Source organism: Bariatricus massiliensis (assembly GCF_900086725.1).
Taxonomy (GTDB): Bacteria; Bacillota; Clostridia; order Lachnospirales; family Lachnospiraceae; genus Allocoprococcus; species Allocoprococcus massiliensis.
Genome location: NZ_LT574837.1, coordinates 476,419 through 501,176, shown reverse-complemented (window position 1 = coordinate 501,176; position 24,758 = coordinate 476,419). Strand labels below are relative to the sequence as shown.

Annotated in this window: 25 protein-coding genes and 1 pseudogene; 23 read left to right on the top strand and 3 right to left on the bottom strand. The window is 47.1% G+C overall.

The genetic code is table 11. The features are described from left to right. The first annotated feature begins 112 nt into the window (after nucleotides 1–112). From BN6465_RS08530 to atpC, 19 genes and pseudogenes are all read left to right on the top strand, one after another. On the top strand, nucleotides 113–1,336 hold the full coding sequence (locus BN6465_RS08530) for a B12-binding domain-containing radical SAM protein (protein WP_330384778.1): 1,224 nt from the start codon (nucleotides 113–115) through the stop codon (nucleotides 1,334–1,336). A 30-nt stretch (nucleotides 1,337–1,366) separates the two neighbouring features. Further along, nucleotides 1,367–1,935 (top strand): annotated as a pseudogene (locus tag BN6465_RS21705) (DUF4080 domain-containing protein). 173 nt (nucleotides 1,936–2,108) lie between these two features. Continuing rightward, nucleotides 2,109–3,632 carry a VanW family protein gene (locus BN6465_RS08525; RefSeq protein ID WP_066733446.1) on the top strand — a complete coding sequence of 508 codons (1,524 nt, stop codon included), beginning with the start codon at nucleotides 2,109–2,111 and terminating at the stop codon, nucleotides 3,630–3,632. Nucleotides 3,633–3,642: 10 nt separating this feature from the next. After that, entirely contained in the window at nucleotides 3,643–4,623 is a 981-nt protein-coding gene (locus tag BN6465_RS08520; RefSeq protein WP_066733441.1) for an AIR synthase-related protein, read from the top strand. 49 nt (nucleotides 4,624–4,672) lie between these two features. Further along, a complete protein-coding gene (locus BN6465_RS08515) occupies nucleotides 4,673–5,155 on the top strand; it encodes an Lrp/AsnC family transcriptional regulator (RefSeq protein WP_082891683.1) in 483 nt (160 codons plus the stop codon). Beyond that, complete coding sequence (locus BN6465_RS08510; protein WP_066733439.1) at nucleotides 5,155–6,324, top strand: pyridoxal phosphate-dependent aminotransferase; 1,170 nt, start codon at nucleotides 5,155–5,157, stop codon at nucleotides 6,322–6,324. The genes BN6465_RS08515 and BN6465_RS08510 overlap by 1 nt, the downstream gene beginning before the upstream one ends. 52 nt (nucleotides 6,325–6,376) lie before the next feature. Further along, on the top strand, nucleotides 6,377–6,871 hold the full coding sequence (locus BN6465_RS08505; protein ID WP_066733437.1) for a tRNA (cytidine(34)-2'-O)-methyltransferase: 495 nt from the start codon (nucleotides 6,377–6,379) through the stop codon (nucleotides 6,869–6,871). Between the two features lie 81 nt (nucleotides 6,872–6,952). After that, nucleotides 6,953–7,783, top strand: a complete 831-nt coding sequence (locus tag BN6465_RS08500) for a M15 family metallopeptidase (protein ID WP_066733435.1) — start codon at nucleotides 6,953–6,955, stop codon at nucleotides 7,781–7,783. Between the two features lie 8 nt (nucleotides 7,784–7,791). Continuing rightward, nucleotides 7,792–9,132 carry a sensor histidine kinase gene (locus BN6465_RS08495; RefSeq protein WP_066733430.1) on the top strand — a complete coding sequence of 447 codons (1,341 nt, stop codon included), beginning with the start codon at nucleotides 7,792–7,794 and terminating at the stop codon, nucleotides 9,130–9,132. 159 nt (nucleotides 9,133–9,291) lie between these two features. Next, nucleotides 9,292–9,525 carry an AtpZ/AtpI family protein gene (locus tag BN6465_RS08490; RefSeq protein ID WP_066733428.1) on the top strand — a complete coding sequence of 78 codons (234 nt, stop codon included), beginning with the start codon at nucleotides 9,292–9,294 and terminating at the stop codon, nucleotides 9,523–9,525. Between the two features lie 31 nt (nucleotides 9,526–9,556). Then, on the top strand, nucleotides 9,557–9,949 hold the full coding sequence (locus BN6465_RS08485) for an ATP synthase subunit I (protein WP_066733427.1): 393 nt from the start codon (nucleotides 9,557–9,559) through the stop codon (nucleotides 9,947–9,949). 17 nt (nucleotides 9,950–9,966) lie between these two features. Further along, the gene (gene atpB / locus BN6465_RS08480) at nucleotides 9,967–10,698 is read left to right on the top strand and encodes a F0F1 ATP synthase subunit A (RefSeq protein WP_066733425.1); all 732 of its coding nucleotides are present in this window, start codon (nucleotides 9,967–9,969) and stop codon (nucleotides 10,696–10,698) included. A 42-nt stretch (nucleotides 10,699–10,740) separates the two neighbouring features. After that, on the top strand, nucleotides 10,741–11,007 hold the full coding sequence (gene atpE / locus BN6465_RS08475) for an ATP synthase F0 subunit C (protein WP_066733423.1): 267 nt from the start codon (nucleotides 10,741–10,743) through the stop codon (nucleotides 11,005–11,007). A 45-nt stretch (nucleotides 11,008–11,052) separates the two neighbouring features. Then, nucleotides 11,053–11,568, top strand: coding sequence for a F0F1 ATP synthase subunit B (gene atpF, locus BN6465_RS08470; RefSeq protein WP_066733421.1), 516 nt, complete (start codon nucleotides 11,053–11,055; stop codon nucleotides 11,566–11,568). Continuing rightward, nucleotides 11,556–12,101, top strand: a complete 546-nt coding sequence (gene atpH, locus BN6465_RS08465) for an ATP synthase F1 subunit delta (protein ID WP_066733419.1) — start codon at nucleotides 11,556–11,558, stop codon at nucleotides 12,099–12,101. Before atpF ends, atpH begins: the two co-directional genes overlap by 13 nt. 31 nt (nucleotides 12,102–12,132) lie before the next feature. Continuing rightward, a complete protein-coding gene (gene atpA / locus BN6465_RS08460) occupies nucleotides 12,133–13,635 on the top strand; it encodes a F0F1 ATP synthase subunit alpha (protein ID WP_066733417.1) in 1,503 nt (500 codons plus the stop codon). Nucleotides 13,636–13,651: 16 nt separating this feature from the next. Continuing rightward, on the top strand, nucleotides 13,652–14,527 hold the full coding sequence (atpG, locus tag BN6465_RS08455; protein WP_066733415.1) for an ATP synthase F1 subunit gamma: 876 nt from the start codon (nucleotides 13,652–13,654) through the stop codon (nucleotides 14,525–14,527). A gap of 34 nt (nucleotides 14,528–14,561) precedes the next feature. After that, nucleotides 14,562–15,953, top strand: coding sequence for a F0F1 ATP synthase subunit beta (gene atpD / locus BN6465_RS08450; RefSeq protein ID WP_066733413.1), 1,392 nt, complete (start codon nucleotides 14,562–14,564; stop codon nucleotides 15,951–15,953). A 12-nt stretch (nucleotides 15,954–15,965) separates the two neighbouring features. Further along, nucleotides 15,966–16,364: an ATP synthase F1 subunit epsilon gene (gene atpC / locus BN6465_RS08445; protein ID WP_066733412.1), complete on the top strand. Its 399-nt coding sequence runs from the start codon at nucleotides 15,966–15,968 to the stop codon at nucleotides 16,362–16,364. A gap of 69 nt (nucleotides 16,365–16,433) precedes the next feature. On the opposite strand, the gene BN6465_RS08440 is transcribed toward atpC, so the two are convergent. From BN6465_RS08440 to BN6465_RS08430, 3 genes are read right to left on the bottom strand one after another with little or no spacing between them, the layout of a single operon-like run. Continuing rightward, the gene (locus BN6465_RS08440) at nucleotides 16,434–17,969 is read right to left on the bottom strand and encodes a xylulokinase (RefSeq protein WP_066733410.1); all 1,536 of its coding nucleotides are present in this window, start codon (nucleotides 17,967–17,969) and stop codon (nucleotides 16,434–16,436) included. A 14-nt stretch (nucleotides 17,970–17,983) separates the two neighbouring features. Next, the gene (locus BN6465_RS08435; protein ID WP_066733404.1) at nucleotides 17,984–19,441 is read right to left on the bottom strand and encodes an ATP-binding cassette domain-containing protein; all 1,458 of its coding nucleotides are present in this window, start codon (nucleotides 19,439–19,441) and stop codon (nucleotides 17,984–17,986) included. A 26-nt stretch (nucleotides 19,442–19,467) separates the two neighbouring features. Then, nucleotides 19,468–20,262, bottom strand: a complete 795-nt coding sequence (locus tag BN6465_RS08430; RefSeq protein WP_066733403.1) for a DeoR/GlpR family DNA-binding transcription regulator — start codon at nucleotides 20,260–20,262, stop codon at nucleotides 19,468–19,470. A gap of 337 nt (nucleotides 20,263–20,599) precedes the next feature. On the opposite strand from BN6465_RS08430, the gene BN6465_RS08425 reads away from it, so the two are divergent. The 4 genes from BN6465_RS08425 to BN6465_RS08410 are packed head-to-tail and all read left to right on the top strand — an operon-like array spanning nucleotide 20,600 to nucleotide 24,750. Then, on the top strand, nucleotides 20,600–21,631 hold the full coding sequence (locus BN6465_RS08425; protein WP_066733402.1) for a substrate-binding domain-containing protein: 1,032 nt from the start codon (nucleotides 20,600–20,602) through the stop codon (nucleotides 21,629–21,631). Nucleotides 21,632–21,679: 48 nt separating this feature from the next. Then, nucleotides 21,680–22,660 (top strand): sugar phosphate isomerase/epimerase family protein, encoded by a 981-nt coding sequence (locus tag BN6465_RS08420; protein WP_066733401.1) that lies wholly within the window; start codon nucleotides 21,680–21,682, stop codon nucleotides 22,658–22,660. A 17-nt stretch (nucleotides 22,661–22,677) separates the two neighbouring features. After that, a complete protein-coding gene (locus BN6465_RS08415) occupies nucleotides 22,678–23,742 on the top strand; it encodes a zinc-dependent alcohol dehydrogenase (RefSeq protein ID WP_066733400.1) in 1,065 nt (354 codons plus the stop codon). A gap of 33 nt (nucleotides 23,743–23,775) precedes the next feature. After that, nucleotides 23,776–24,750 (top strand): ABC transporter permease, encoded by a 975-nt coding sequence (locus BN6465_RS08410; protein WP_066733395.1) that lies wholly within the window; start codon nucleotides 23,776–23,778, stop codon nucleotides 24,748–24,750. The last annotated feature ends 8 nt before the right edge of the window (nucleotides 24,751–24,758 follow it).

Below are 24,758 nucleotides of genomic sequence, written 5' to 3'. Positions count from 1 at the left end.
AATTTTACATGTTTTTTGCGCAAATGTCAACGGATAACGGTATTTTTTGTTTACGAATTTACAAAATTATAGTAGAATGTAAAGAATATCTTGAACCATAGGGGGAAGGGCGATGAAAATCCTTTTGGCGGCAGTCAATGCAAAATATATTCACTCTAATCTGGCAGTATACAGCTTGAAGGCATACGCAGAAAAAAGTCTTGCGCAGTCAGACTGTGGGGGGCTCAACGTAAAGCCGGACATCACTATAGCGGAATACACCATCAATCAGCAGGAAGATGAGATTTTGAGAGATATTTTCCAAGGGAAACCGGACATACTCTGCCTGTCCTGTTATATATGGAATCTGACGTGTGTGGAGAATATCGTGCGGGAGATCCATAAGGTTCTGCCGGATACACATATTTGGCTGGGAGGGCCGGAGGTGTCCTACGACGCGCGGGCTGTACTTGGACGCCTGCCGGAGGTGGACGGAATTATGATGGGGGAGGGGGAGAAGACCTTCCTTGAACTTGTACGGTTTTACTGCGGAGGCACAGAGAGCCTTGCCCAGATAAAGGGAATAGCATGGAGAGAGCGGTCTGCCGGAAAAGAGGAGAGAATCAGGGAGAACCCGTGGCGGGAGGTCATGGATTTGAGTGAGATTCCCTTTGTATATGAAGATATGGAAGGATTTGAGCACAAGATTATTTACTATGAATCCAGCAGGGGATGTCCGTTCTCCTGCAGTTACTGCCTGTCATCTGTTGATAAATGCCTGCGTTTCCGGGATTTGGAGCTGGTCAAACGGGAACTCCAGTTTTTTATCGATCAGAGAGTGCCGCAGGTGAAATTCGTGGACAGAACCTTTAACTGCCGCCATGACCACGCGATGACGGTGTGGCGGTATATTCAGGAACACGACAATGGAATTACGAATTTCCACTTTGAGATATCCGCGGATTTGCTGCGGGAAGAGGAGCTGGAGCTGATGAGACAGATGCGCCCCGGACTGATTCAGCTGGAGATAGGCGTACAGTCCACCAACCCACAGACTATCCGTGAGATTCGCCGTACAATGAAGTTTGAGGAAGTGGGCAGAATTGTGAAGCGCATCAATTCCTTTGGCAATATACACCAACATTTGGATTTGATCGCAGGGCTTCCATATGAAAATTATGATAGCTTTAAAGCCTCCTTTGACGATGTGTACAAGCTGGAACCGGAGCAGCTTCAGCTTGGTTTCCTGAAGGTGCTGAAGGGCTCATATATGGAAGAACGGAAAGAAGATTACGGACTAGTCTATAAAGGCCGTCCGCTCTATGAAGTGCTGTATACGAAGTGGCTGTCCTACTAGGAAATTCTCCGTCTGAAAGGCATTGAGGAGATGGTGGAAGTCTATTATAACAGCCGTCAGTTCTGTTATACCCTTCCTTACCTGATTGGAAAATGTGAAGGTGCTTTTCGTTTTTTGAGGCGCTCAGTTTGTTTTACAGTGAAAAAGCGCTGGATACTATAAGCCATTCCCGGATTACTCGGTATGAGATCCTTCTGGAGTTTGCGGAAAAGCTTTTAGCGGGCCAGAGGGAGGGGGATGAGGCCGGGATTGAGAAGGTCCGCCAGCTTCTGACTCTGGATTTATACTTGCGTGAAAATGTCAAGAACCGTCCGGCGTTTGCGGGGGAGGGGAGATGCACCAAGGAGCTGGAGCGGGATTTTTATGAAAGAGAGGCGGAAGAACGCAGATATTTGCAGGGATATGAATCATATGATAAGCGCAGCCTGCGTAAAATGACACATATAGAAAGCTTCTCTTACGATGTGACTGGAGGGATGGAAGAGCGAAGGACGGTGCTTCTTTTTGACTATCTGAACCGGAGTCCGCTGAATCATCAGGCTAAGATATTCCGTATTTTAGAATGTCAGGAGAATGAAGGGAATGTATTGCAAAAATAAGGTAAAGAGTATAAAATAGAAGAAATATGCGAAATAAGAGGTGAATATTCATGTTTAATCGCAAAAATACACAGAAGATTGCAGCCGGCATCATTATAGTTGTCGTGCTGGCGATGGTGGCAACAATGATTTTGCCATATATTGCATAATGGATATAAAGTGAGGTAATTCGAATGCCTAAACAAAATAAAAAGAAGCGGATTGGCAGCCGGCGCGTGCAGCGCCGGAAACGGCAGAGAATTGCTTTTCTGAGCGGCCTATGTCTGGCGGCGGTTCTGATTATATTTGCCATTTCTTATGGAATACTTTACAAGTATGTACATAAAGTGAAGGATGGAACTATTGCAAGCCACATTTTTATCGGCGAGACGGAAGTCTCAGGAATGACTTCCAAAAAGGCTTTGTCCGCGGTGGAGGCTAAGCTCTCAGAATATGAGGCACTTACGCTGACTATGAAAGTGGGCGACGAGACGGCCGAGGCGACGCTGGGAGAGCTGGGCATTTCCGCCAAGGATGTGGATAAGCTCGTCGAGGAGGCTGTCGCGTACGGAAAGAAGGGCTCTGTCTGGAAACGCTATCACGCGCTGCGGCAACTGAAGGACGGGAAGAAAGTAATAAAACCGGTCTTTACCCTCGATCAGGAGGCAGCTACGGCCATTGTCGACGAGCGGGCCAAATCACTGGAAAAGGGAGCGGTAAATGCTTCTGTTTCTTATCAAAATGGCAGCTTTGTCATTACCGATGAAGAAAATGGCAGAACCATTGACACAGAGGCTGCCTTGAAGACAATCGCAAAATATCTCAATGAAAAGTGGGACTATAAGAATGCAGTGGTGACGCTCAAAGAGGTAGAAGAGGAAGCAGCCATTAAGCGGACGGATTTAGAGTCTATACAGGAGGAGCTGGGCTCTTATTCTACAGAGGCGGGTTCCGGTAATCGTGTGACGAATCTACAGAGGGCGGCGGAGCTTTTAAATGGAACCGTCATTATGCCCGGCGAGGAATTTTCCGTGGAGCAGGCCACGCTCCCCTATTCGGAGGAGAATGGGTATGTGGACGGGGGCGCTTATGAAAACGGCGAGGTAGTGCAGAGCATTGCCGGTGGCATTTGTCAGGTATCCACCACTTTGTACAACGCAGTCCTCTACGCTGAATTGGAAGTGACAGAACGGTCTCCACATTCTATCATTGTCACATACGTGGATCCGTCGAGAGACGCGGCTATCGCCGAGGGAATTAAAGATTTTAAGTTTAAAAATAACTACGATACACCTATTTTGATTGAAGGGTATATCGATTCTAACAACCAGCTGGGCTTTTATATTTATGGTAAGGATACACGCCCGGAAGGCCATTCCGTGGAGTATGAGAGCGAGACGCTGGAGAAGATGGAATACACAAAGAAATTTGTGGAAGACACAGAGAGCAGCCTCGGTACACTGAATAATGAAGGGACTGCAATCAACGGGCGGACGGCCCGGCTTTGGAAGATTGTCTATGAGAACGGCGAGGAAGTAAGCCGTGATGTCATAAATAACAGTACATATAAACCGACAGAGATGAGAATCAAGGTGGGAACGGCCACGGACAATGCGGAGGCGGCGAATCTGGTCAAGACTGCAATCGCAAGTCAGGATGAGGCCGCGATCAACGAAGCCATTGCTCAGGCAAAGGCGCTCATAAATGAATCTCAATAGAGGAAAGAAAATGAAATCTGGTAAAGTGTCACAGACCGTATACAGACGCTCTGTTTTAAAACAACTGCATATCGACGAGCATACGGCGCTGTTTCCACCGTCCAGAGAAGAAAAATGCTTTGGAATCCGGACAGAAGGGGAAGAGCAGGTATTGTCCTGTAATGTGACCTTGTATGGAAATGAACAGGATTTGTGTGTGTTTGCCATCGCAAGGGCGGCCAATGAGCTGGCGGCCCGAGGCGCGAGGATGAAGGGAGCGGCGGTTCATATACTGCTTCCGGAGTCTGCCCGGGAAGCTAGGCTTAAGGAGATGCTCGAGGCGGGGGCTGCCGCCGGAAGGGCACAGGGGATTTCGATTCTCTGTGCCGGTGCGGAGACAGTTCCGGCTCTCACTGAAGCGGTCGTGCACCTGACGGCCATGGGTATTTTTTTGCCCGGTGCGCTTCGACGCAGTAATATGGCAAAGCCGGATGAGGACATCGTACTCCTAAAATGGATTGGACTGGAAGGTACGCTGCGGATAAAAGCTAAGAAAGAGAAGGAACTTACGCAGAGATTTATCCCTGCGTTTATGAATCGAATAGAAGGTTATAAAGAAGCTTTATTTTCCCTCAGGGAAATAGAAGCTGCTGATGCCGTAGGCGTATCTGCCATGCACCAGATTACGGACGGAGGCATCTTGGGGGCTCTATGGGAGCTTGCGGAAGGAGCCGGAATCGGTCTTTCTGTAGATTTGAAGAAGATGTCTGTGAAGCAGGAGACAATCGAGGTGTGTGAATATTTTCACCTTAATCCCTATCAGCTGGCCGGGGCAGGAAGTGTCTTAGTGGTCACGCCGAATGGGGAAGAGCTGGCAGATGCGCTTACACGGGAAGGGATGCAGGCAGCAGTGCTTGGACATACCCATAAAGGAAAAGAACGAATTATTGTGAACGGTGAAGAACGGCGCTTTCTGGACAGAGATATGCCGGACGAACTGACAAAGATTTAGTATTCGGAGGTATGTAATGATGGAAACAAAATCAGAAATGAACAAGGAAATGAGAAGGACTATTTTAAATTATATTGAGCGCAACAGCAAAGCAGATTTGCAGGAACTCGCTATCATGCTGGGCACGGACGAGGTGATGGTCGCCAATGAGATCGCAGAGATGGAAAAGGAAAAGATCATCTGCGGTTATCATACATTGATCGACTGGGACAGAGCCGGCTCCGAGATGATAACGGCGCTTATCGAAGTGCGTGTGACCCCGCAGCGGGATCAAGGGTTCGACCGCATTGCGGAGCGGATTTACAATTTCCCGGAAGTGACGGCCGTGTACCTGATTTCCGGCGGATATGACCTGATGGTGATTCTGGAGGGCTGGACATTGAAAGGAGTCTCTCAATTCGTGTCAGAAAAGCTGGCGCCTGTGGAGGCTATCATGTCCACGGCCACTCATTTTATACTGAAAAAATATAAAGACCACGGAACAATCATGGTTCCGCAGAAGAAGTCGGAAAGGATGCTGGTGACGCCCTAATGAGAAATCCATTATCTGAAAAAGTAGTAGCATTGGAGCCATCCGGTATCCGTAAGTTTTTTGATATTGTCAACGAGATGACAGACGCCATATCACTGGGCGTAGGGGAGCCGGATTTTGACACTCCCTGGAGAATCCGGGAGGAGGGAATCTACTCCTTAGAAAGAGGCCGGACATTCTACACATCCAATGCAGGATTGAAAGAATTGAAGATTGAGATAACAAAATATATAAAGAGAAAAGTAAATGTTTCGTATGACCAGCAGGATGTGCTGGTGACGGTGGGAGGCAGCGAGGCAATCGACTTGGCTTTCCGTGCCATGCTGGACCCAGGGGACGAGGTGCTCATCCCCCAGCCGAGTTATGTATCCTACTTACCCTGCGCGATTCTGGCGGACGGGGTGCCGGTGGTCATTCCGCTGAAGCATGAGAATGAGTTCAAACTGACGGCGGAGGAACTGGAGGCCGCTATCACACCGAAGACAAAGATTCTTGTGATGCCGTTCCCCAACAATCCTACCGGGGCGATCATGACAGCAGAGGATTTAAAGCCAATCGTAGACGTGGTACTCAAACATGATATTTTTGTGGTGTCCGATGAGATTTATTCGGAGCTTAGCTACATGGGGGACCATGTGTCCATCGCAAGTTTCCCCGGGATGCAGGAGCGCACGATTTTGATCAATGGATTTTCAAAAGGGTTCGCCATGACTGGCTGGAGGCTTGGATATGCGTGTGGGCCGAGAGCGATTATTGAGCAGATGACAAAGGTTCATCAGTACGCGATCATGTGTGCGCCTACCAACAGCCAGTACGCGGCTATCGAAGGGCTGCGCAACTGCGACGACGAGGTGCAGAAGATGAGGGAGGCTTATAATCAGAGGAGAAGATTCCTGATGCATGAGCTGAAACGGATGCAGCTGGAGTGCTTTGAGCCTTATGGCGCTTTTTATATATTCCCATGTATTAAGGAGTTTGGTATGACCTCCGAAGAATTTGCGACGAGATTTCTGGCAGAAGAGAAGGTTGCGGTTGTTCCCGGCACGGCATTTGGGGAGTGCGGGGAAGGTTTTCTCCGTATTTCCTATGCTTATTCTTTGGAGGATTTAAAAGAAGCGATTGGACGGCTTGGACACTTTATAGACCGTTTGAGAGCAGAACAAAAATAGAAGTCAAGATACCTGCCGGGAAGCCGGCAGGTATTTTAGGGAGGAATTTCAAATGTTGAATATTGTACTTTTTGAGCCGGAGATCCCGGCTAATACAGGAAATATCGGGAGAACATGCGTGGCCACCAATACGCGGCTCCATTTGATAGAGCCCCTTGGTTTCCGCCTGAACGAGAAGGCGCTGAAACGGGCCGGAATGGACTATTGGGAGGATTTAGACGTCACCACGTACATCGATTATCAGGATTTTATGGACAAGAACCCCGGGGCGAAAATCTATATGGCGACGACAAAATCTCCGAATTTATATACAGAAGCTCAATATGAGCCGGACTGTTATATCATGTTCGGCAAGGAGAGTGCAGGTATTCCGGAGGAAATACTCTGCCACCATAAAGAGGACACGGTGCGCATCCCGATGGTGGGGGACATACGCTCGCTGAATCTGGGCAATTCTGTGGCGATTGTGCTGTATGAGGCGCTGCGCCAGAACGGGTTCGCAGGCATGAATGAGGAGGGACATCTCCATCGTCTGGAATGGGAATAAAACCGTTTCGTCAATCCTTTTTTGTTATGTGCGGGGGGAGTGTAGAATAACATATAAGGAGAGGAGCGTCGGAGGGGCTGTGTGAGAGAAAAGACAGTAAATATACTGCTCGTGTGCTGTCTGGCCGCTGTGGTAAATGTGGCGGCAAGGAACTTGGAAATCATAGGGGACAGGATGAATGATGGAGGGGAGACTGTGAAGCAGGCACATACGAACAGAGAGGTTTTGGGGGAAGTGAAGGCGCAGACGCCGCATATAATAGATGAAAAGGCTGGCACTGTCATTGCGAAAAGTGCGATTGACCGTGAAGGGCTGGAGCGCTGTTTTATTTCCCGTGAAATTACAGAGGCAGTATTTCAGCGAATCAGAGGGAAATCCTACCAAGAGGGCGGGGAGACAGAACTTTCGAACCTTCGTTACTTAAAAGTGCTGCATTATAATTTTGAACATGAAATACAGGTGGGCGAGCTGATTGTAAGTGCCGGACTGGCGGAAGAACTGTGCACCATATTTCAAGAATTGTTTCTCGCGGAATATGAAATACAGTCGATGCGTCTGATCGATGATTACTGGACGGGGGACGGGAACTCTTCGGACGAAGCTTCCATACAGGCTAACAATTCCTCCGCTTTCTGCTACCGCGTGATTGCGGGGAAGGAGAAGTTGTCAAGGCACGCTTATGGCTGCGCCGTAGATATCAATCCACTGCAGAATCCCTGCGTAGCGTATGCAGACGGAATTCCTTGCGGTTATCCGGCGTATTCGGCGGAGTTCGTGGAGTGGCGGCAGGGGGTACGGCATGTCATCACGGAAGACGATGTCTGCTGCCGGATATTTAAGGAGCATGGGTTTAACTGGGGAGGGGATTGGTCGAACCCCAAGGACTATCAGCATTTTGAAAAAAGAGAGTAAAACCACATATGAATATTAATATTTTATGGCATATTTTTCAACTTATCATCTTTATCGGGTACAGCGCTATTTTTGCATACCGGGTGCTGGAAGAGCATTTAAAGGTGGGCAGGAGGGGCTTTTGGGTGAGAGCGGCTGTTTATATGGCGGCTCTTATCAGTGCTGTATGTCTTTTTCTTACAGAATTGTCTCCATGGCAGAATATGAGAATCATAGGGATGCTGCTGCTGTTTCCACTGACATTTCTTTTCTACAAATCCGTTACAGATAAAAAAATCATTTTTCTTTTGTTTGTGCTCTTTCTATTGTTGAATGTACAAATCAGCGCCCTTCTTTTGGCGCAGGCTACGCTGGACTTTCATGTTCTTCCAGTGCTTTTTGCATATGAAAATGGGGATTTCCTATTTTGGACGGCTGTTTATGGAAGCGTGAATTTTTGGCTGGTGTACTTTACTCTGGGTAAATACTACAAAAGAATCGTGGATAAGGACATTGTCTTGGCACAGACAAAATATCTTTACTGGCTTCCCCTTCTGTTCTATGTCATAATTGAGGTTATTTACAATACTGTATTAAAAAACGATGCAGGAATCAGAAAGGACATGTTTGTGCCGCTGCTGCTTCTGAATGTGTTTGCGCTTATCACTTATTATGCCGCGATTAAATCAATTAATGACAATTTTGACGCGGCAGAGGAGCGGGAGAAGCTTCTGGAAGCAGAGGGACGTCTAGAGTTGTGGGAGGCGCAGTATAACAGTCTTCAAGAGAAGGCGGCCGCCGACGCGAAGGGAAGACATGACTGGAGGCAGCATATTATTACGATTATGGGATTGGTGGAGCACAAGGACTTGGAAGGGCTGGACAAGTATCTTTCGGATTATAAGGAGAAGTATTTGATTGAGGAGCAGGCGGCAGTATGCGACATACCTTCCCTCAATATGTTGTTCCAATATTACCAGAGGCAGGCAAAGGACAAGAAAATCAAGATGTCCTTAGGGACGGCTGTGTTTGGCGATTGTTATGTTTCCGTGTCAGAACTTACGGTTTTGTTCGGAAATCTGCTGGAGAATGCGATGGAAGCGTGCGAGCGGGTTACGGACAGGGAGCCCTTTATTAATCTACGGGTCTTGAATGAAAAAAATAGGATAATACTTTTGTGTGAGAACAGCTTCGATGGAATTGTCCACAGCGGTGGGAAAGGTATCAAATCCCGCAAAGATGGCGGGGGGATTGGGCTTTGCTCTGTGAAGGATATTGTGGAGAAATACAACGGCTGCCTGAAAATCGAGAATGAGGCAAATATATTTAGACTGTATGCCTATCTGCAAAAAGTGGGTGAAACAAGGTAAATATATCCCTTGTTTATACACTTTTGAAGGGAATCTATACATACATTTATAGAAAATTGTATAAAAATAGATACAATCATATATAAATACTGTGGACACGATGACTAAAAACCTATATAATATATTTTAGAAAAAGTTCAAGAAACGAGGAATTAGCATATGAAGTATAAGGGAAGTGTATTTCGCACTTTTGCATTGATTTCGCAGCTGGGCATCAGTATACTGGTTCCTGTTTTATTATGCACTTTTTTTGGTTCATGGCTGGAAAAAAAGGTTTCATTTCCGGTGTTTGTCCCATTAGTGATCATCGGCGTGCTGGCGGGGATGCGCAATGCTTATTATTTGGTACGGCATGCCAATGAGGACCCTGAAGACAAGAAAAAAGAAAAGTAGGAGCTTTTGATTGTAAGGAAGGATAGAAACAATGGGAAAGACAGATAATACGGTTTTAAGGGAAATGATAGCAGTTATGGTTCTTTATGGAATCATTCTGCAGGTTGTCTGCCTGTTAATACCGGGGGACCGCATAAGGATGGCAGCCGGGCTGTGGCTCGGAGTGGCTGCCGGAGTCGGGATGGCGGTCCATATGAAAAATTCTTTAGATGAGGCTTTGGACCGCGGAGAAGCGGGAGCGCAGAAGTACATGCAAAAAAGCTACGCAGTCAGATACATCACGGTAGTAGTGGTGTTTGTGGCGGCGGCCGGACTGCATATCGCCAATGTGCTGACGTTATTCTTCGGTGTGATGGGGCTAAAGATTTCGGCTTATTTACAGCCGGCTATGCATAAACTTTTTCTGAAGTTTAAAAAATCTTAGAAAAGGAGGTAAAGAGTGTGGGAAACAGCTTAGGGATACTGGCGGCGAAAGAACCGGATTTTCAAATCCACGGTCTCGTTAAGTTCCATCTGTTTGGACAAGAACTATGGCTAACCACCACCCATGTCAGTATTTTGATAGTGTGTGCACTACTGCTGATATTTGCGCTGGTTGTCCGTTCTAAGCTTAGAGACACAGAGGGGAAACCCGGAGGACTGCAAAACGCTGCGGAGTATATGGTCGAGATGCTTGACAATATGGTATATGGAAGCATGCAGGGCAACGCGACACGTTTTCAGAATTACATCGGGTCCTTGTTCTTGTTCCTCATTGTAGCGAACCTGTCGGGCCTTTTGGGGCTTAGGCCGCCGACTGCCGACTATGGCGTGACACTGCCGCTTGGACTTATCACATTTACGCTGATCCAGTTCAACAACATACGCTACAATAAGTTGGGAGCATTTACAGAACTGTTCAAACCGTTGCCATTCTTGTTTCCGATTAACCTGATTGGAGAGATTGCGGTGCCGTTCTCACTGTCACTGCGTTTGTTTGGTAATGTTTTGTCCGGTACGGTTATTATGGGATTGCTCTATGGTCTTTTGTACAAAGTAGCAATAGCCTGGCCGGGCGTACTGCACATATACTTCGACCTGTTCTCAGGTTGTATTCAGGCGTATGTGTTCTGTATGTTAACGATGGTATTTATCAATAATAAAATACCAGAAAAGCCTTTGAAGAAGGCATAAAATTTAATTTAATAAAAAGTGTAAAACAGGAGGATTTTGATTATGGGAAATATCACAAATGAAGCATTGATTTTAGCGTGTTCAGCAATCGGAGCAGGACTTGCGATGATCGCAGGTATTGGTCCTGGTATTGGTCAGGGTATCGCGGCAGGCCACGGCGCATCTGCAGTAGGAAGAAACCCGGGAGCTAAATCTGATGTTACATCTACCATGCTTTTAGGTCAGGCCGTAGCCGAGACAACAGGTCTCTACAGTTTGGTTATCGCTCTGATTCTCTTATTCGCAAACCCGCTTCTCGGAAAGCTGTAGAAGTCAGGACTTGCCTTAATAAAATAAGAGAAAGGAGGCTAAGCCTTGGAGCGTTTATTTAATTTGGATGCGCAGCTTCTTTTCGATGCTGTTGTAATGGCAGTCAGCATGTTCGTCATGTTCACATTGTTGTCCTATCTGTTGTTCGAGCCGGTAAGAAAAGTGCTTGAAAAGAGAAGACAGCGTGTCGCTGACGATCAGGAGACGGCGAAGAAGGAAAAAGAAGAGGCCACCGTATACAAAGAAGAATACGAGCAGAAATTAAAAGAAATAGATAAAGAAGCAGAAGCTATCTTAAGTGAAGCCCGCAAGAAAGCGAAGAAAAGCGAAGCGCAGATCATTGCGGAGGCAAAGGAAGAAGCGGCGCGTATTGCCGAGCGCGCAAGCGCGGAGATCGAGCTGGAGAAAAAGCGCGCCCTCGACGATATGAAGCAGGAAATGATTGCCATAGCTTCCATGATGGCGGGCAAAGTTGTAGCAGCCTCTATTGATACCAACATTCAGGAAAGTCTGATTGATGAGACATTAAAAGAAATGGGTGAGCAGACATGGCTAAGTTAGTTTCAAAAACTTACGGTGACGCCTTGTTTGAAGCTGCCTGTGAAGCCGGACGTATGGATGAGCTTTTCGAGGAAGTGAAAGCGCTCAAGGAGATTCTGGAGACGAATCAGGAATTTCAGAATCTTATGGTAAATCCTAAGGTCATGCGTGAGGAGAAGGAGACCATCATAGAGACTACATTTAAGGGAAGGATTTCGGATGAAATCATTGCCCTTATGCAGCTGATGATATCAAAAGGGCGTTACGGGGAAATAATTTCCGTGTTCGAGTATTTTATCGGACTTGTAAAGGAAGAAAAGAAAATCGGCATCGCATTTGTCACTACGGCAATCGAGCTGAATGAAAGTCAAAGAGAAGAGATTCGGAGAAGGCTTCTGGAAACGACGCACTACGAGAGCTTTGAGATGAATTATGCGGTAGACGCGGCGCTCATCGGCGGTATGGTTATCCGCATCGGAGACAGGGTAGTGGATTCCAGCATCAGAACAAAGCTGTACGAATTATCCAAGAGCCTGAGAAGTATTCAGGTCTAAAAATATTGAAGAAAGAAGGTGGATTCGCTCCATGAATTTAAGACCAGAAGAGATAAGTTCTGTTATTAAAGAGCAGATTCAAAGATATGCGTCTGAGCTAAATGTGTCTGATGTAGGAACAGTTATTCAGGTAGCAGACGGAATCGCGCGTATCCACGGCCTTGAAAATGCAATGCAGGGTGAATTGCTGGAATTCCCTTCAGAAGTATATGGAATGGTCATGAACTTAGAGGAAGACAACGTTGGTGCTGTACTTCTGGGAGATCATAAGAATATCAATGAAGGAGATACAGTAAAGACGACCGGACGAGTGGTAGAGGTACCGGTCGGAGACTGCATGCTGGGACGTGTTGTAAATGCGCTGGGACAGCCGATTGACGGCAAGGGCCCGATTCAGACGGACAGATACCGTCAGATAGAAAGAGTTGCACCGGGAGTTATCTCCCGTAAATCAGTAGATACACCCCTCCAGACCGGTATCAAGGCGATTGACTCCATGATTCCGATCGGCCGTGGACAGCGTGAGCTTATCATCGGTGACAGACAGACCGGTAAGACGGCTATTGCGGTGGATACGATTATCAACCAAAAGGGACAGGGTGTGAAATGTATCTATGTTGCCATCGGACAGAAGGCATCTACCGTGGCGACCATTGTTAAGACATTTGAAGAGTACGGCGCTATGGATTACACGACTGTTGTCGCTTCCTCCGCAAGTGAGCTGGCGCCGTTACAGTACATCGCTCCTTATGCGGGATGTGCGATGGGAGAGGAATGGATGGAGAACGGGGACGACGTCCTTATAATCTATGACGATTTGTCCAAGCATGCCACGGCATACCGTACACTTTCCCTGCTCCTGAGACGTCCGCCAGGGCGTGAAGCTTATCCTGGTGACGTATTCTATCTTCATTCCAGACTACTGGAGAGAGCAGCACGTCTGTCCGACAAGCTGGGCGGCGGTTCGTTGACCGCACTGCCAATTATCGAGACACAGGCGGGCGACGTTTCCGCATATATTCCGACCAACGTAATTTCTATTACGGACGGCCAGATTTATCTGGAGACAGAGATGTTCAACGCCGGTTTCCGTCCGGCTATCAATGCGGGTCTTTCTGTATCCCGTGTTGGTGGTTCCGCACAGATTAAGGCGATGAAGAAGATTGCGGGTACAATCCGTATCGACCTTGCACAGTACCGTGAGCTTGCTGCTTTCGCGCAGTTCGGTTCAGAGCTTGACGCAGAGACAACAGAGCGTCTTGCACAGGGCGAGCGTGTCAAGGAGATTCTGAAGCAGCCGCAGTATCAGCCGATGCCGGTTGAGTTCCAGATAATTATTATCTATGCAGCTGTCAAGAAGATGATTCTTGATATTCCGGTGGCAGATATTCTGCGTTTTGAAAAGGGATTGTTTGAATTTATCAAGACGAAATATCCGGAGATTCCGGAATCTATCAAGACGGAGAAAGTGTTGACAGAGGAAAACGAAGCTGCGTTAATAAAGGCAATCAGCGAATACAAAGAAGAATTCTAGGAAGAGGTGACAGATCATGGCATCTATGAGAGATATCAAGCGCCGCCGTATTAGTGTTCAGAGTACGCAGCAGATTACAAAAGCCATGAAGCTTGTTTCTACCGTTAAACTGCAGAAAGCAAGAGGCCGGGCCGAGGATTCAAAGCCTTATTTTGATTGTATGTACAAGACGATGACGTCTATGCTCTCCAAAGCGGGGAACATCGAGCACCCGTATCTGAAGTCTAATGACTCCAAGAAAAAGGCTGTCGTCGTGGTTACTTCCAACAGGGGACTGGCGGGAGGATACAATTCAAATATTGTAAAGCTGATTACTGGCAGTGATTTGAAGAAAGAAGACGTCCGCATTTATGCGGTCGGTGAAAAGGGAATGGATCTTCTGAGACACAGGGGATATGAGGTGGTTGCCGATTATTCTGAGGTTATCGAGGAGCCTGTATACGATGACGCTAGGGTCATTGCGGCCAGACTCTTGGAAGATTTCGAAAAGGGTGAAATCGGTGAGATTTACCTTGCCTATACTTTCTTTAAAAATACAGTCAGCCATATACCTACTTTGATGAAGATGCTTCCTGTGGAAGCGTCGGAAGAAGAGGCGGTTCAGGAGGAAGGGGCGGACGCTCTGGATAGGATTACTCCTATGAATTTTGAACCGGATGAAGAAGAGGCGATTACGCTTCTTGTTCCGAAGTATATGAGCAGTATACTGTACGGCGCTTTCGTGGAGGCGGTTGCAAGTGAGAACGGCGCCCGTATGCAGGCGATGGATTCTGCGACAAGCAACGCGGAAGAAATGATAGATGATTTGGAATTGAAATATAACAGAGCACGTCAGAGTGCTATTACTCAGGAGCTGACGGAGATTATTGCCGGTGCGGAAGCGCTGGGATAGTGTTCCTCATTTTCCTGAAAACAAGGAGGAAAAAATGGCAGATAAGAATATAGGGAAAATCACCCAGATTATCGGTGCCGTGCTTGACCTCAAGTTCTCGGAAGGACATTTGCCGGAAATCAACGACGCTGTTGAGATTACCCGCAAGAACGGAGAGAGACTTGTGGTGGAGGTTGCGCAGCATCTGGGTGATGATACAGTCAGATGTATCGCCATGGGGCCGACGGATGGTCTGGTTCGCGGCATGGATGCCGTTGCGACCGGTTCACCGATCAGGGTTCCGGTAGGCGAGGCTACGCTTGGCCGTATTTTCAATGTACTCGGAGAGCCGATTGATGAAAAGGACGCGCCCACTGATGTTGAGTATGCGCCGATTCATAGAAAAGCGCCGAGTTTTGACGAGCAGGCAACAGAAACAGAAATGCTGGAGACGGGTATCAAAGTCGTTGACCTTCTCTGCCCGTACCAGAAAGGTGGTAAGATTGGTCTTTTCGGAGGCGCCGGTGTAGGTAAGACCGTACTTATTCAGGAGCTTATCACCAATATCGCTACCGAGCACGGCGGATATTCTGTATTCACCGGTGTTGGGGAGCGTACCCGTGAGGGAAATGACCTTTATTATGAGATGACTGATTCAGGGGTTATCAAAAAGACGGCCATGGTGTTCGGACAGATGAACGAGCCGCCTGGGGCCCGTATGAGAGTTGGTCTTACAGGCCTTACGCTTGCGGAATATTTCCGTGACAAGGGCGGTAAGGACGTGCTGCTTTTCATCGATAACATTTTCCGTTTTACACAGGCAGGTTCTGAGGTGTCCGCACTTCTTGGACGTATGCCTTCCGCGGTAGGTTACCAGCCTACGCTGCAGACGGAGATGGGTGCTCTTCAGGAGCGTATTACTTCTACAAAGAACGGTTCTATCACATCCGTACAGGCTGTATACGTGCCGGCCGATGACTTGACTGACCCGGCTCCGGCGACCACATTCGCCCATCTGGATGCGACTACCGTACTTTCCCGTGCGATTACAGAGCTCGGTATTTACCCGGCTGTAGACCCGCTGGAGTCTACATCCCGTATTCTGGACCCGCACATTGTGGGCGAAGAGCATTATAACGTGGCCCGCGGGGTGCAGGAGATTCTTCAGAAATATAAAGAACTGCAGGATATTATTGCGATTCTTGGTATGGATGAGCTTTCCGAGGACGACAAGCTTGTCGTTTCCCGTGCGAGAAAGGTACAGAGATTCCTCTCTCAGCCGTTCCACGTAGCGACTCAGTTTACCGGTCTGGAGGGACGTTATGTTCCGATTAGCGAGACGATTCAGGGCTTCAAGGAGATTATCGAAGGAAAGCATGATGAAGTTCCGGAAGGACATTTCCTGAATGCAGGTAATATCGACGACGTGCTTGCCCGTGTGAAATAGGAGGGGCGGCCTATGGCAGAAAAGTTTAAACTTAATATTATTTCTCCGGAGCGTTCCTTCTACGAGGGAGACTGCGAATTCCTTGAATTTGTCAGTACAGAAGGAGAGCTGGGGGTGTATGCAAAGCATATTCCGCTGACTACGATTCTGGAGCCCTGTGTGATGAAGATTCACAGTGACGGCGAGGAGAAAAAAGCCGCTATTTTAGGCGGATTTGTAGAGATTTTAAAAGATAAAGTGACCGTGCTGGCAGAAAACGCAGAATGGCCCGGCGATATCGACGTCGCCAGAGCACATGCTGCAAAGAAACGTGCCGAGGACAGACTTCTTGCAAAGAAAGAAGGAGTGGATATGGTACGTGCCGAGGCGGCGCTCAAAAGAGCTATCGCTCGAATCAATACAGTAGATTAGTTCAAAGGGGACAGGTCCCAACGCGTTGGGACCTGTCCCCTTCTACAATTCTGAGAATATTCTGACAATTTATAAGGTCTTATAGGTGAGATTGCTCATTCTATCACTCAAATCTGCCAACGTGGTGCTCCAATCTCCATAAATATCCAATAATTTTTCGTAATATGCGTTAGTTTCTTTGTCGGGGATCAGGTAGTCCTCGGTCTTGTGTATCTCTAGAATTTTATCATATCCATCCCATAGTCCCACGGAATTTGCTGCCAAGGCGGCAGCGCCCAGTGAGGCGGCGTCTTGGTCGATGTTTGTCTTGAGGACGGGCATGTTATAGATGTCTGCAAAAATCCTTCGCCAGACAGCACTCTTACTGCAGCCGCCGCAGAGAAGCATGTCTCCTTTCAGCTCTACTTGGCTCTGAAGTATATCCAAAGTCTTCCGGAGTGCCATGGCAACGCCTTCCATGGAGGCGCGGACCAAATCTTCCCGGGTGCTGCCGAGGGTGAGCCCCATAAAACTACCTTTTAAATTAGGGCTTGCTTCCTGCGCGCTTCCACCGGCAAGCGTAGGGTTAAAGAGTACGCCGTTGCTTCCGGGCGGGACGGATTCGGCCATGCGGTTCATGACCTCATAGGTATCTGTGCCGCCGCCATAATCCTTGAGAAGATTGTCCCGGACCCAGCGGAAAGAATTACCCGCGGAGAAAATAGACACCGCCGAAGTGTAGTATCCTTTACGGGCATGGGCGAACACAAAGGGCCTTGTCGAGAGGTCTAAGATGGGCTTCCGGGAGGTGACCGCAATCCAGCTGGAGGAGCCAAGAGACGTATAGGCAACATCCTCCGCAAGTCCTCTGGCCCCCAGAGACATACAGGTGTTGTCCACCGCGCCACAAGCAACAGGGGTACCCTCGCACAGGCCGCATTCTAGAGAGGCGGCTGCCGTTACATGGCCAATCACCATATCAGATGGATGAATGTCCGGGAAAATATCCCTGTCGATGCCAGCCGCCTTAAAGAATCGCTCTTCATAATCCCAATTTAATAAATTAAATACGCCAAATCCAGACGCATAGGAGGGATCGGTGCAGATAACTCCTGTAAATTTATAATTGATAAAGTCTTTCGAGCCTACTATTTTATAAATCTTTTTAAAAACATCCGGTTCGTGCTCCCGCATCCACATTAGTTTCAATATCGTATAACATTCGGCCGGATCTCCATTGCCGGTAGTCTCATACCAAGTTTCATAAGGAAGATTATCAAAAAAAGAAGCAATCTGATCCTCGGCCCGCATGTCACACCAGATAGGTACTTGCTCTTGAAGAAGAGCCCCGTTTGCGTCCAAAGGAACTGCCACAAGACTATGCCCCGACAACGCGGCACAGGCAATCTCCCCGGCATTGCAGCCGCTTTTTTCTAATAATAAGCTGGTGGCGTCACATACACCGTGCCACCAATCAAAAGGCCGCTGTTCCACCTGACGTTTGTCGGGGAAAAAGGTATCGTACTGCTGAAACACCTCCGCCAGTGAGTTTCCATCCACGTCAAAAAGAGAGGCTTTGATACCTCCCGTGCCCAAATCATAGGCGATTAATTTATTTTTATTCATAAGTTTGTCCCTCGCTATTCTAATTCTTTAGACAGAGCTTCGACAGAAAGGTAGTTTGTTGAATAGTTCCCGATTTGACGACCGTCTTTCAACAGAATAATGCGGCTGCACATACCGATTAACTCCGAGAAATCCGAGGAAATCAAAAGAACAGTTGCTCCTTCTAAAATTAAAGCATTTAGAATATTGTAAAGTTCCAGTCTGCTCGTGGCATCCAGGTTCTTAGTGGGCTCGTTGTATATGTATATATTTGAATGATTGAACAGAGAGCGCGCGATAATCAGCTTCTGCTTATTTCCCGTGCTTAAATGCGCCACCCTTGTGTCCGGTTTGACATTCCGGAAACAAAGTTTATCCAGATAATGCCTGCCGTATAGGTTCATTTTCTTATTGGAGGTAAATCCATGCCTAGTTATACGTTTAAAATTGGAGGCCGTGATGTTGAATGGAATCGACTGGCAGTTAAAAAGTGCCATATCGGCATCCACTTCGCTGATGATATTGATAAAGGGCCGCTCCTTGCTGCCGGGAAATGTGACGGCGCCGGAAGTCAGCTTTAAATCACCCATGATTGCCTTGACAAGCGACGTGCGCCCTGAAGAAACCAGCCCTGCAAGTCCAATGATTTCCCCTTCCCGGAGGGAAAAATGAACATCCTTCAGCATGCCTCCGGATATATGGTCGATCTTGACCAGCTCTTCGCCGGGGGTCAGCCGCAGCGAGGGATATGTAAAATTCATCTTCAGCTTATCTATATGCTCTCTAAAATCAGGATTAGAAAATTCCTCCCGGCTGTAGGAGCCGATGATTGTCCCGTCATTGATGATAGACACACGGTCACAGTAGCGCAGAAGTACAGAATAATTATGGGTGATGATGATAATTGCTACTTGTTCCCGCTTTAATTCTTCAAGAAATCGAAAGGTTATCTCAATTTCCTGGGAAGTGAGGGAGGAAGACAACTCATCCAGAATCAAAACTCTAGGCCTGCCGAGCAGAGCCCGGACAAGCTGTACAATCCGCTTTTCCATGGCGCTCAGGGAGGAGACCGGGGCATCCAAATCCAAGTCCAGCCCAAATTTGCTTAGATACTGCCTGCAGATTTGATCTGCTTTTTTCTTGGAGGGCGCCCAGATACGCGAACTGCCCACTTTGCGCTCGTTTCCGGAGATGATATTGTCCCGGACGGTAAGCGCAGGAAATAACACCTGCTCCTGCTGTATCATGTAAATGCCCAGATTCTGAGCGGAAACAATATCATGAATCTGAACGTCACTGCCGTTGATCAGAATACTGCCGGACGTTTTTTGCCGCACACCTGCTAAAAGCTTTGCAAAGACGGTTTTCCCCTCGCCATTGCTGCCTATGATGGCGTGAATCTCCCCGGAATACGCCGTGAAATTGATATTATCGACTAGCTTCCGATCCGAAATTTTAGTTAGATTTTTCGTCTCAATCGTAAATTCTTCCATTTAATGTTTACCCGCTGTTTTCATAATTAAAAAGTAATGGGTTTTAAATCAAAACTGGTGTAGGCACGGATGCCGTGCTCTATGAAATACCGCTTATAGACATCGGGAATATTCACATTGGTAATCACTGTATTAACAAGGTCAATATCTCCCACCTTCATAAAAGCTCTCTGGTCAAATTTAGAGCAGTCCACCGCCATGATAGTTTCGCGTGAACGCTCCATAACTGTAAGAATAATGTCATAGACCGCCGTGTCCGACAGCGTATATCCGGCATGTAAGTCCAAACCGTCTATAGAGAAGAATGCTTTGTCAAGATAAATATTGTGAAGCTCCTTGTTCAAATCATCAGGAATCGTATAATTTCCCTGATGCTCCATCTGGCCGCCGAGAAATAATACTTTTATGTTAGGCACATCTCTTAAAACGCCCGCCACTCCAAAATTGTTGGTGAGGATATTGATATTGCTGCGTTCACGCAAGGCTTTCGCAATATAATACGTGGTGGTACCGGGGCCCAGAAAAATCCATTCCCGTTCCCGGATGAGCTTGGAAGCGATTACACCGATATCCTCCTTGTTCTTATCATATTCAACCATGTTATCCCAAGAAGTGCCGGCAGAATGTTCCTTTGATTCAGGGGGATTGATGGTTGCCCCTCCGTGAAAACGCGTGAGAAAACCCTCCTGCTCCAATTCCTCCAAATCATTTCGTATGGTGGCATCGGAAACATTGAGAAGGGTGCTCAAAGAAGAGACATCTATCTGCCCACAGTCTTTTAAAATCTCTTTAATTCGTCTGATTCGTTCTATTTTAAACATGATTTCATCCTTTTGGAAAAACTAATATTATGCGTTCATCATATCACATAAAATGGTGAATATCAATAAAAAACACTAATAATAAAAGAAAATGAAAAGAAATAAAAAAACGTGGTATTGTGTAAAATGCACAATCAGAAAGCGGAGTATATTAGAAAATATGCGAGCTATTCGACAAAATAACCAATATGAAGACTTGTAAAACAAAATAAAATAAAAATATATAAAAATAAATAAAAAAATATAATGACAAATAAAAATAAATGTGATATATTGTGAATAGTTAGACGAGCTCGTGCACGAAAGGTAAATAATAAAAAAGAAAGAAGGTCAAGTTATGAAAAAGAAAAGAGTTTTAGCTGCACTGATGGCAGGCGTTATGGTGGGAGCCCTTGCACTTGGAGGATGCTGGGGTAAGGAAGAAGAAAGCAAAGAGACCGCAGGCAAAACAGAAGAGAAAAAGGACGACGGCAAATATAAAATAGGTTTTGCGAATGCTTCTGTATCGAACAGCTGGCGTGTGAAGATGCGTGACATGTTGATGGAAGAGGCCGAGAAACTCGGTGTGGAGATTATTGAGACAGATGCTCACGATGACGCGAACACGATGAACAGCAATATCGAAGCGATGCTCCAGCAGGATTTGGACGCCATCCTCATTACGCCTTGTGTGGAGGACGCAGTCAATCCGGGAATCGAAGCGGCCTATGATTCCGGAATCCCGGTTATCCTTTTCGACAGAACGGCAACGACAGATAAGTATACCCATTATGTAGGATGGACCGACGAGAACAACGGCGAAGCCTGTGCACAGCTTCTTGTGGATGCACTTACCGAGAAGTACGGCGAGCCGAAAGGAAATATAATTGCACTGGATTCTATCGCCGGCTCAGGTACCGACAACGGACAGAAAGCCGGTCAGGAAAAAGTATTTTCCAAATATCCTGACATCAAGATTATCGACAGACAGTACACTGACTTTGAAGCGTCTAAAGGAAAGGCATGTATGGAAGATTTCCTGAGCAAATATGGCGAGGGAGAGATTGACGGCGTCATTTCTCAGGACGGCGGCGTCACACTTGCCGCTATGGACGCCATCAAAGAAGCGGGCAGAGACGGCGAAGGAATCTTTGTTGTAAACGCGGATGGCATCAACGGTATCGCTAAAATGGTAAAAGACGGTTCCTGTGTAGGGTTCACCCAATTTCCATGTGCGGCATCTGTGGAAGCACTTCATCTTGCCATTGAGACATTAGAGGGAAAAGATCCGGAAGAAAAGGATATTGCAAAGGATCCGATTGTAGTTACAAAGGACAATGTAGATGAATATGTCATTGAGGACGGCGACGACTTCGATTGGACTTATTAATACATATTTACAAGCTCAATATTTAAGAAAGCTTAGGAGGAGTAAAAAGTGAAGATTGGTTTTTGTGTAGTGAATTATTCGGAGAAACCTTTGGAGGAAGTATGTAAAATAGCTGCGGATAACGGTTATGACGCGGTGGAACTGCCGGCATATACAGACAATGGACAGGTAGATGTACCGAAGCTCTTAAAGGGAAATCAAGCAAAAAAGATGAAAAAAATGATAGAAGACCATGGCTTATTTATTTCCGCTCTGAGCAATCATGCTGATTCACCATTGGTCATGGGGCCTTACAGCGCCGGGATGGATAGTATCTGTCCCGGTACTAAGGAAGAGAAGATTAAATTCGCTCAGGAAAGTATGATTCGTTCAGCACAGCTGGCAGCGGAATTGGAAGTACCTTCTGTCGTAGCATTCTCGGGAATGGAAAATTACGGCCATATCAATGACTGGCCGGAGCCGAACGGATGGAAATATGAGGAAGAGCAGTTTGCGGAAAAATGGGGTTATGTATTTGATAAGTATAAAGAATACGGTGTCAAGGTAGCCTTTGAGCCGCATCCTAACAATATCGTGTATGATACCCAGTCGGCTCTCCGGCTCCTTGAGGTGGTGGATCATCATGAAAGTTTTTGTATCAATCTGGATCCGGCGAATATCCTTTTCTCTGGTGTGGATGTAAACCAGTTCGTCGACGAACTTCGGGGAAGAATCGTTACCGTTCATGCGAAAGACTGCGAAATTGTAAGGCATAATCTAGGCAAGGGCGGCCTCAATATGTATATGCAGGACGGCTGGGGGAGGCTGGACCGTTCGTTCCGCTTCCGTATACCGGGCTGGGGCGACGTAGATTGGAAACGGCTCATCAGCGAGCTGTTCATTACCGGATATAATGGAGTCTTTAACTATGAACATGAAGACGTAATCATGAGCCGTGCGGACGGTGTAAAGAAGACCATTGATTTCTTGAGACCGCTGATGATTGACGCACCTTATGAAGGTCGTTCCGATAAATTATTTACAAAATAGATTAGGAGGAAATAAAGATGAGGACAATGAGAGCACAGGTTCTTACCGAGCCAAACCATTTTGAATTAAAAGAAGTACCGGTACCGGAAATCAACGATGATGAGGTGCTGGTGAAAGTGAAATATTGTGGTATCTGCGGTTCTGACTGGGGATCTTACATCGGCAAATATGCCGACGAGGTGGCATGTATTCCCCTGACAACCGGGCATGAAGTGTATGGCGTCATCGAGGAAGTAGGAAAGAGCGCACAGGGACTGAAAGTAGGAGACCGTGTCACGTATGACATCTGCAAACCATGTGGAACATGTTATCACTGCCGTATCGGCGAACCTCTTCTATGTACAGAATTCAAGCAGATCGGCATCCATCTGGACGGCGGGTTCGCGGAATATGTCAAAGTGCCGTGGAAGAATATCTATGTAGTGCCGGATGAGGTGTCCGATGAAAAAGCTGCTTTTGTAGAACCGCTTACGGCTTGCCTCAACGCGTCCCACAAGATGGACTGCACAATCGGGCGCAGCGTGGTCGTTATCGGAGCAGGTCTGGGCATTATGCATGCACAGCTTGCAAAGCTGCGGGGAGCGGCTCCGGTGATTGTGGTCGACGCCAATGCGGACCGGCTGAAAATGGCAAAAGAAGTAGTTGCGGATTACACGATTAATGTAAGAGAGACAGATCCGGTGGAAGAGGTGATGCGTCTTACGAACGGTGTCGGAGCTGACTTTGTTCTGGAGGCGGTAGGAAGCTCCAAGACTTATGAACAGGCATTTAAAATGGTAAGAAAAGGCGGAAAAGTAGAAGCTTTTGGTATTTGTGCCGAAGATGATTATGCCAGTCTGCCTCCGGTAGAATTTGTGACCAGCGAAAAGAAAATCAGCGGGAGCTGTGCCGGCATAGGATATGACTGGGGTGACGCGCTTACCCTTCTCAAATATGACCGTGTCGACCCGATGCCTCTTATTTCCATGATTGTTCCGCTGGAAGAACTGGAAGAAACGCTGCATGAAATCAAAAAAAATCCGAAGCTGATAAAAGTACTGGTAAGCCCAGAAGCAAAAGAACGAACAGTTCTATACGAATAAAACCATTGAGAAGACGGATTGGAGGAGTACGTGGTGGGCAAAGAAGCGAGTAAAACAAGTGGAATTAAAAGGATATTGAACAATCCGGTCAGTGGACCGTATATAGCATTGGTAGTAATTTTTATTATTTCGGCCATTGCTTCTCCGCAAATATTTCCGACCTACACAAATGTAGCGAACATTCTGCGGCAGGCTTCTATCGTAGGTGTTGTCAGTATCGGTATGACGGTTGTTCTTTTAGTCGGCGGAATCGATCTTTCGGTGACCAGTATCATGGCAATCTGTGCCTGCGTGCTGGCAGATATGATGGAGGCAAGGATAGCGGACGGCAAACAGGGAATCATGATAGGGCCTATCCTTATCGTACTGTTGATTGGATGTCTGATTGGACTGGTGAATGGAATCCTGATTGTCACAAGAAATCTGGAGCCGTTTATCATTACCTTAGGTGTCAACATGGTGGTGAAAGGCATCACTATGATTTATACAAAAGGCGCTCCGGGCGGGAAGGTGACGGAGTTCTGGGCCAATTTTGGCTCGAAATCTATCGGGGGAGTTCCCTACGCAGTCCTGCTGTATGCGGTGATGATGGCTATATTTATGGTGATATTACATAAAACGGTGTACGGGCGCCATATATACGCGATTGGAAGCAATGCGGAGGCCGCAAGACTCACCGGCATCAAAGTAAAGATTAATAAAGTCATGGCATATGTACTCTGTGGATTTACTGCGGCACTTGCAGGCGTTATGTTGATGGCGCGTGTAAGAGTCGGAGAACCGAACGGAAGCACCGGCTACGATATGGACGCCTTAGCGGCGGCGGTAATCGGCGGCACCTCCATGGGAGGCGGTATCGGAAGCCTTGCAGGGACTCTTGCCGGCGTTCTGATTATGGCAATCATGAACAATATTCTGAATCTGGTGGGGGCAGACCCCAACCTTCAGGGCGTAATCAAGGGGGGAATCATCCTGATTGCCGTGCTGATTCAGAGGAAGAATGATTAGCAGGGACC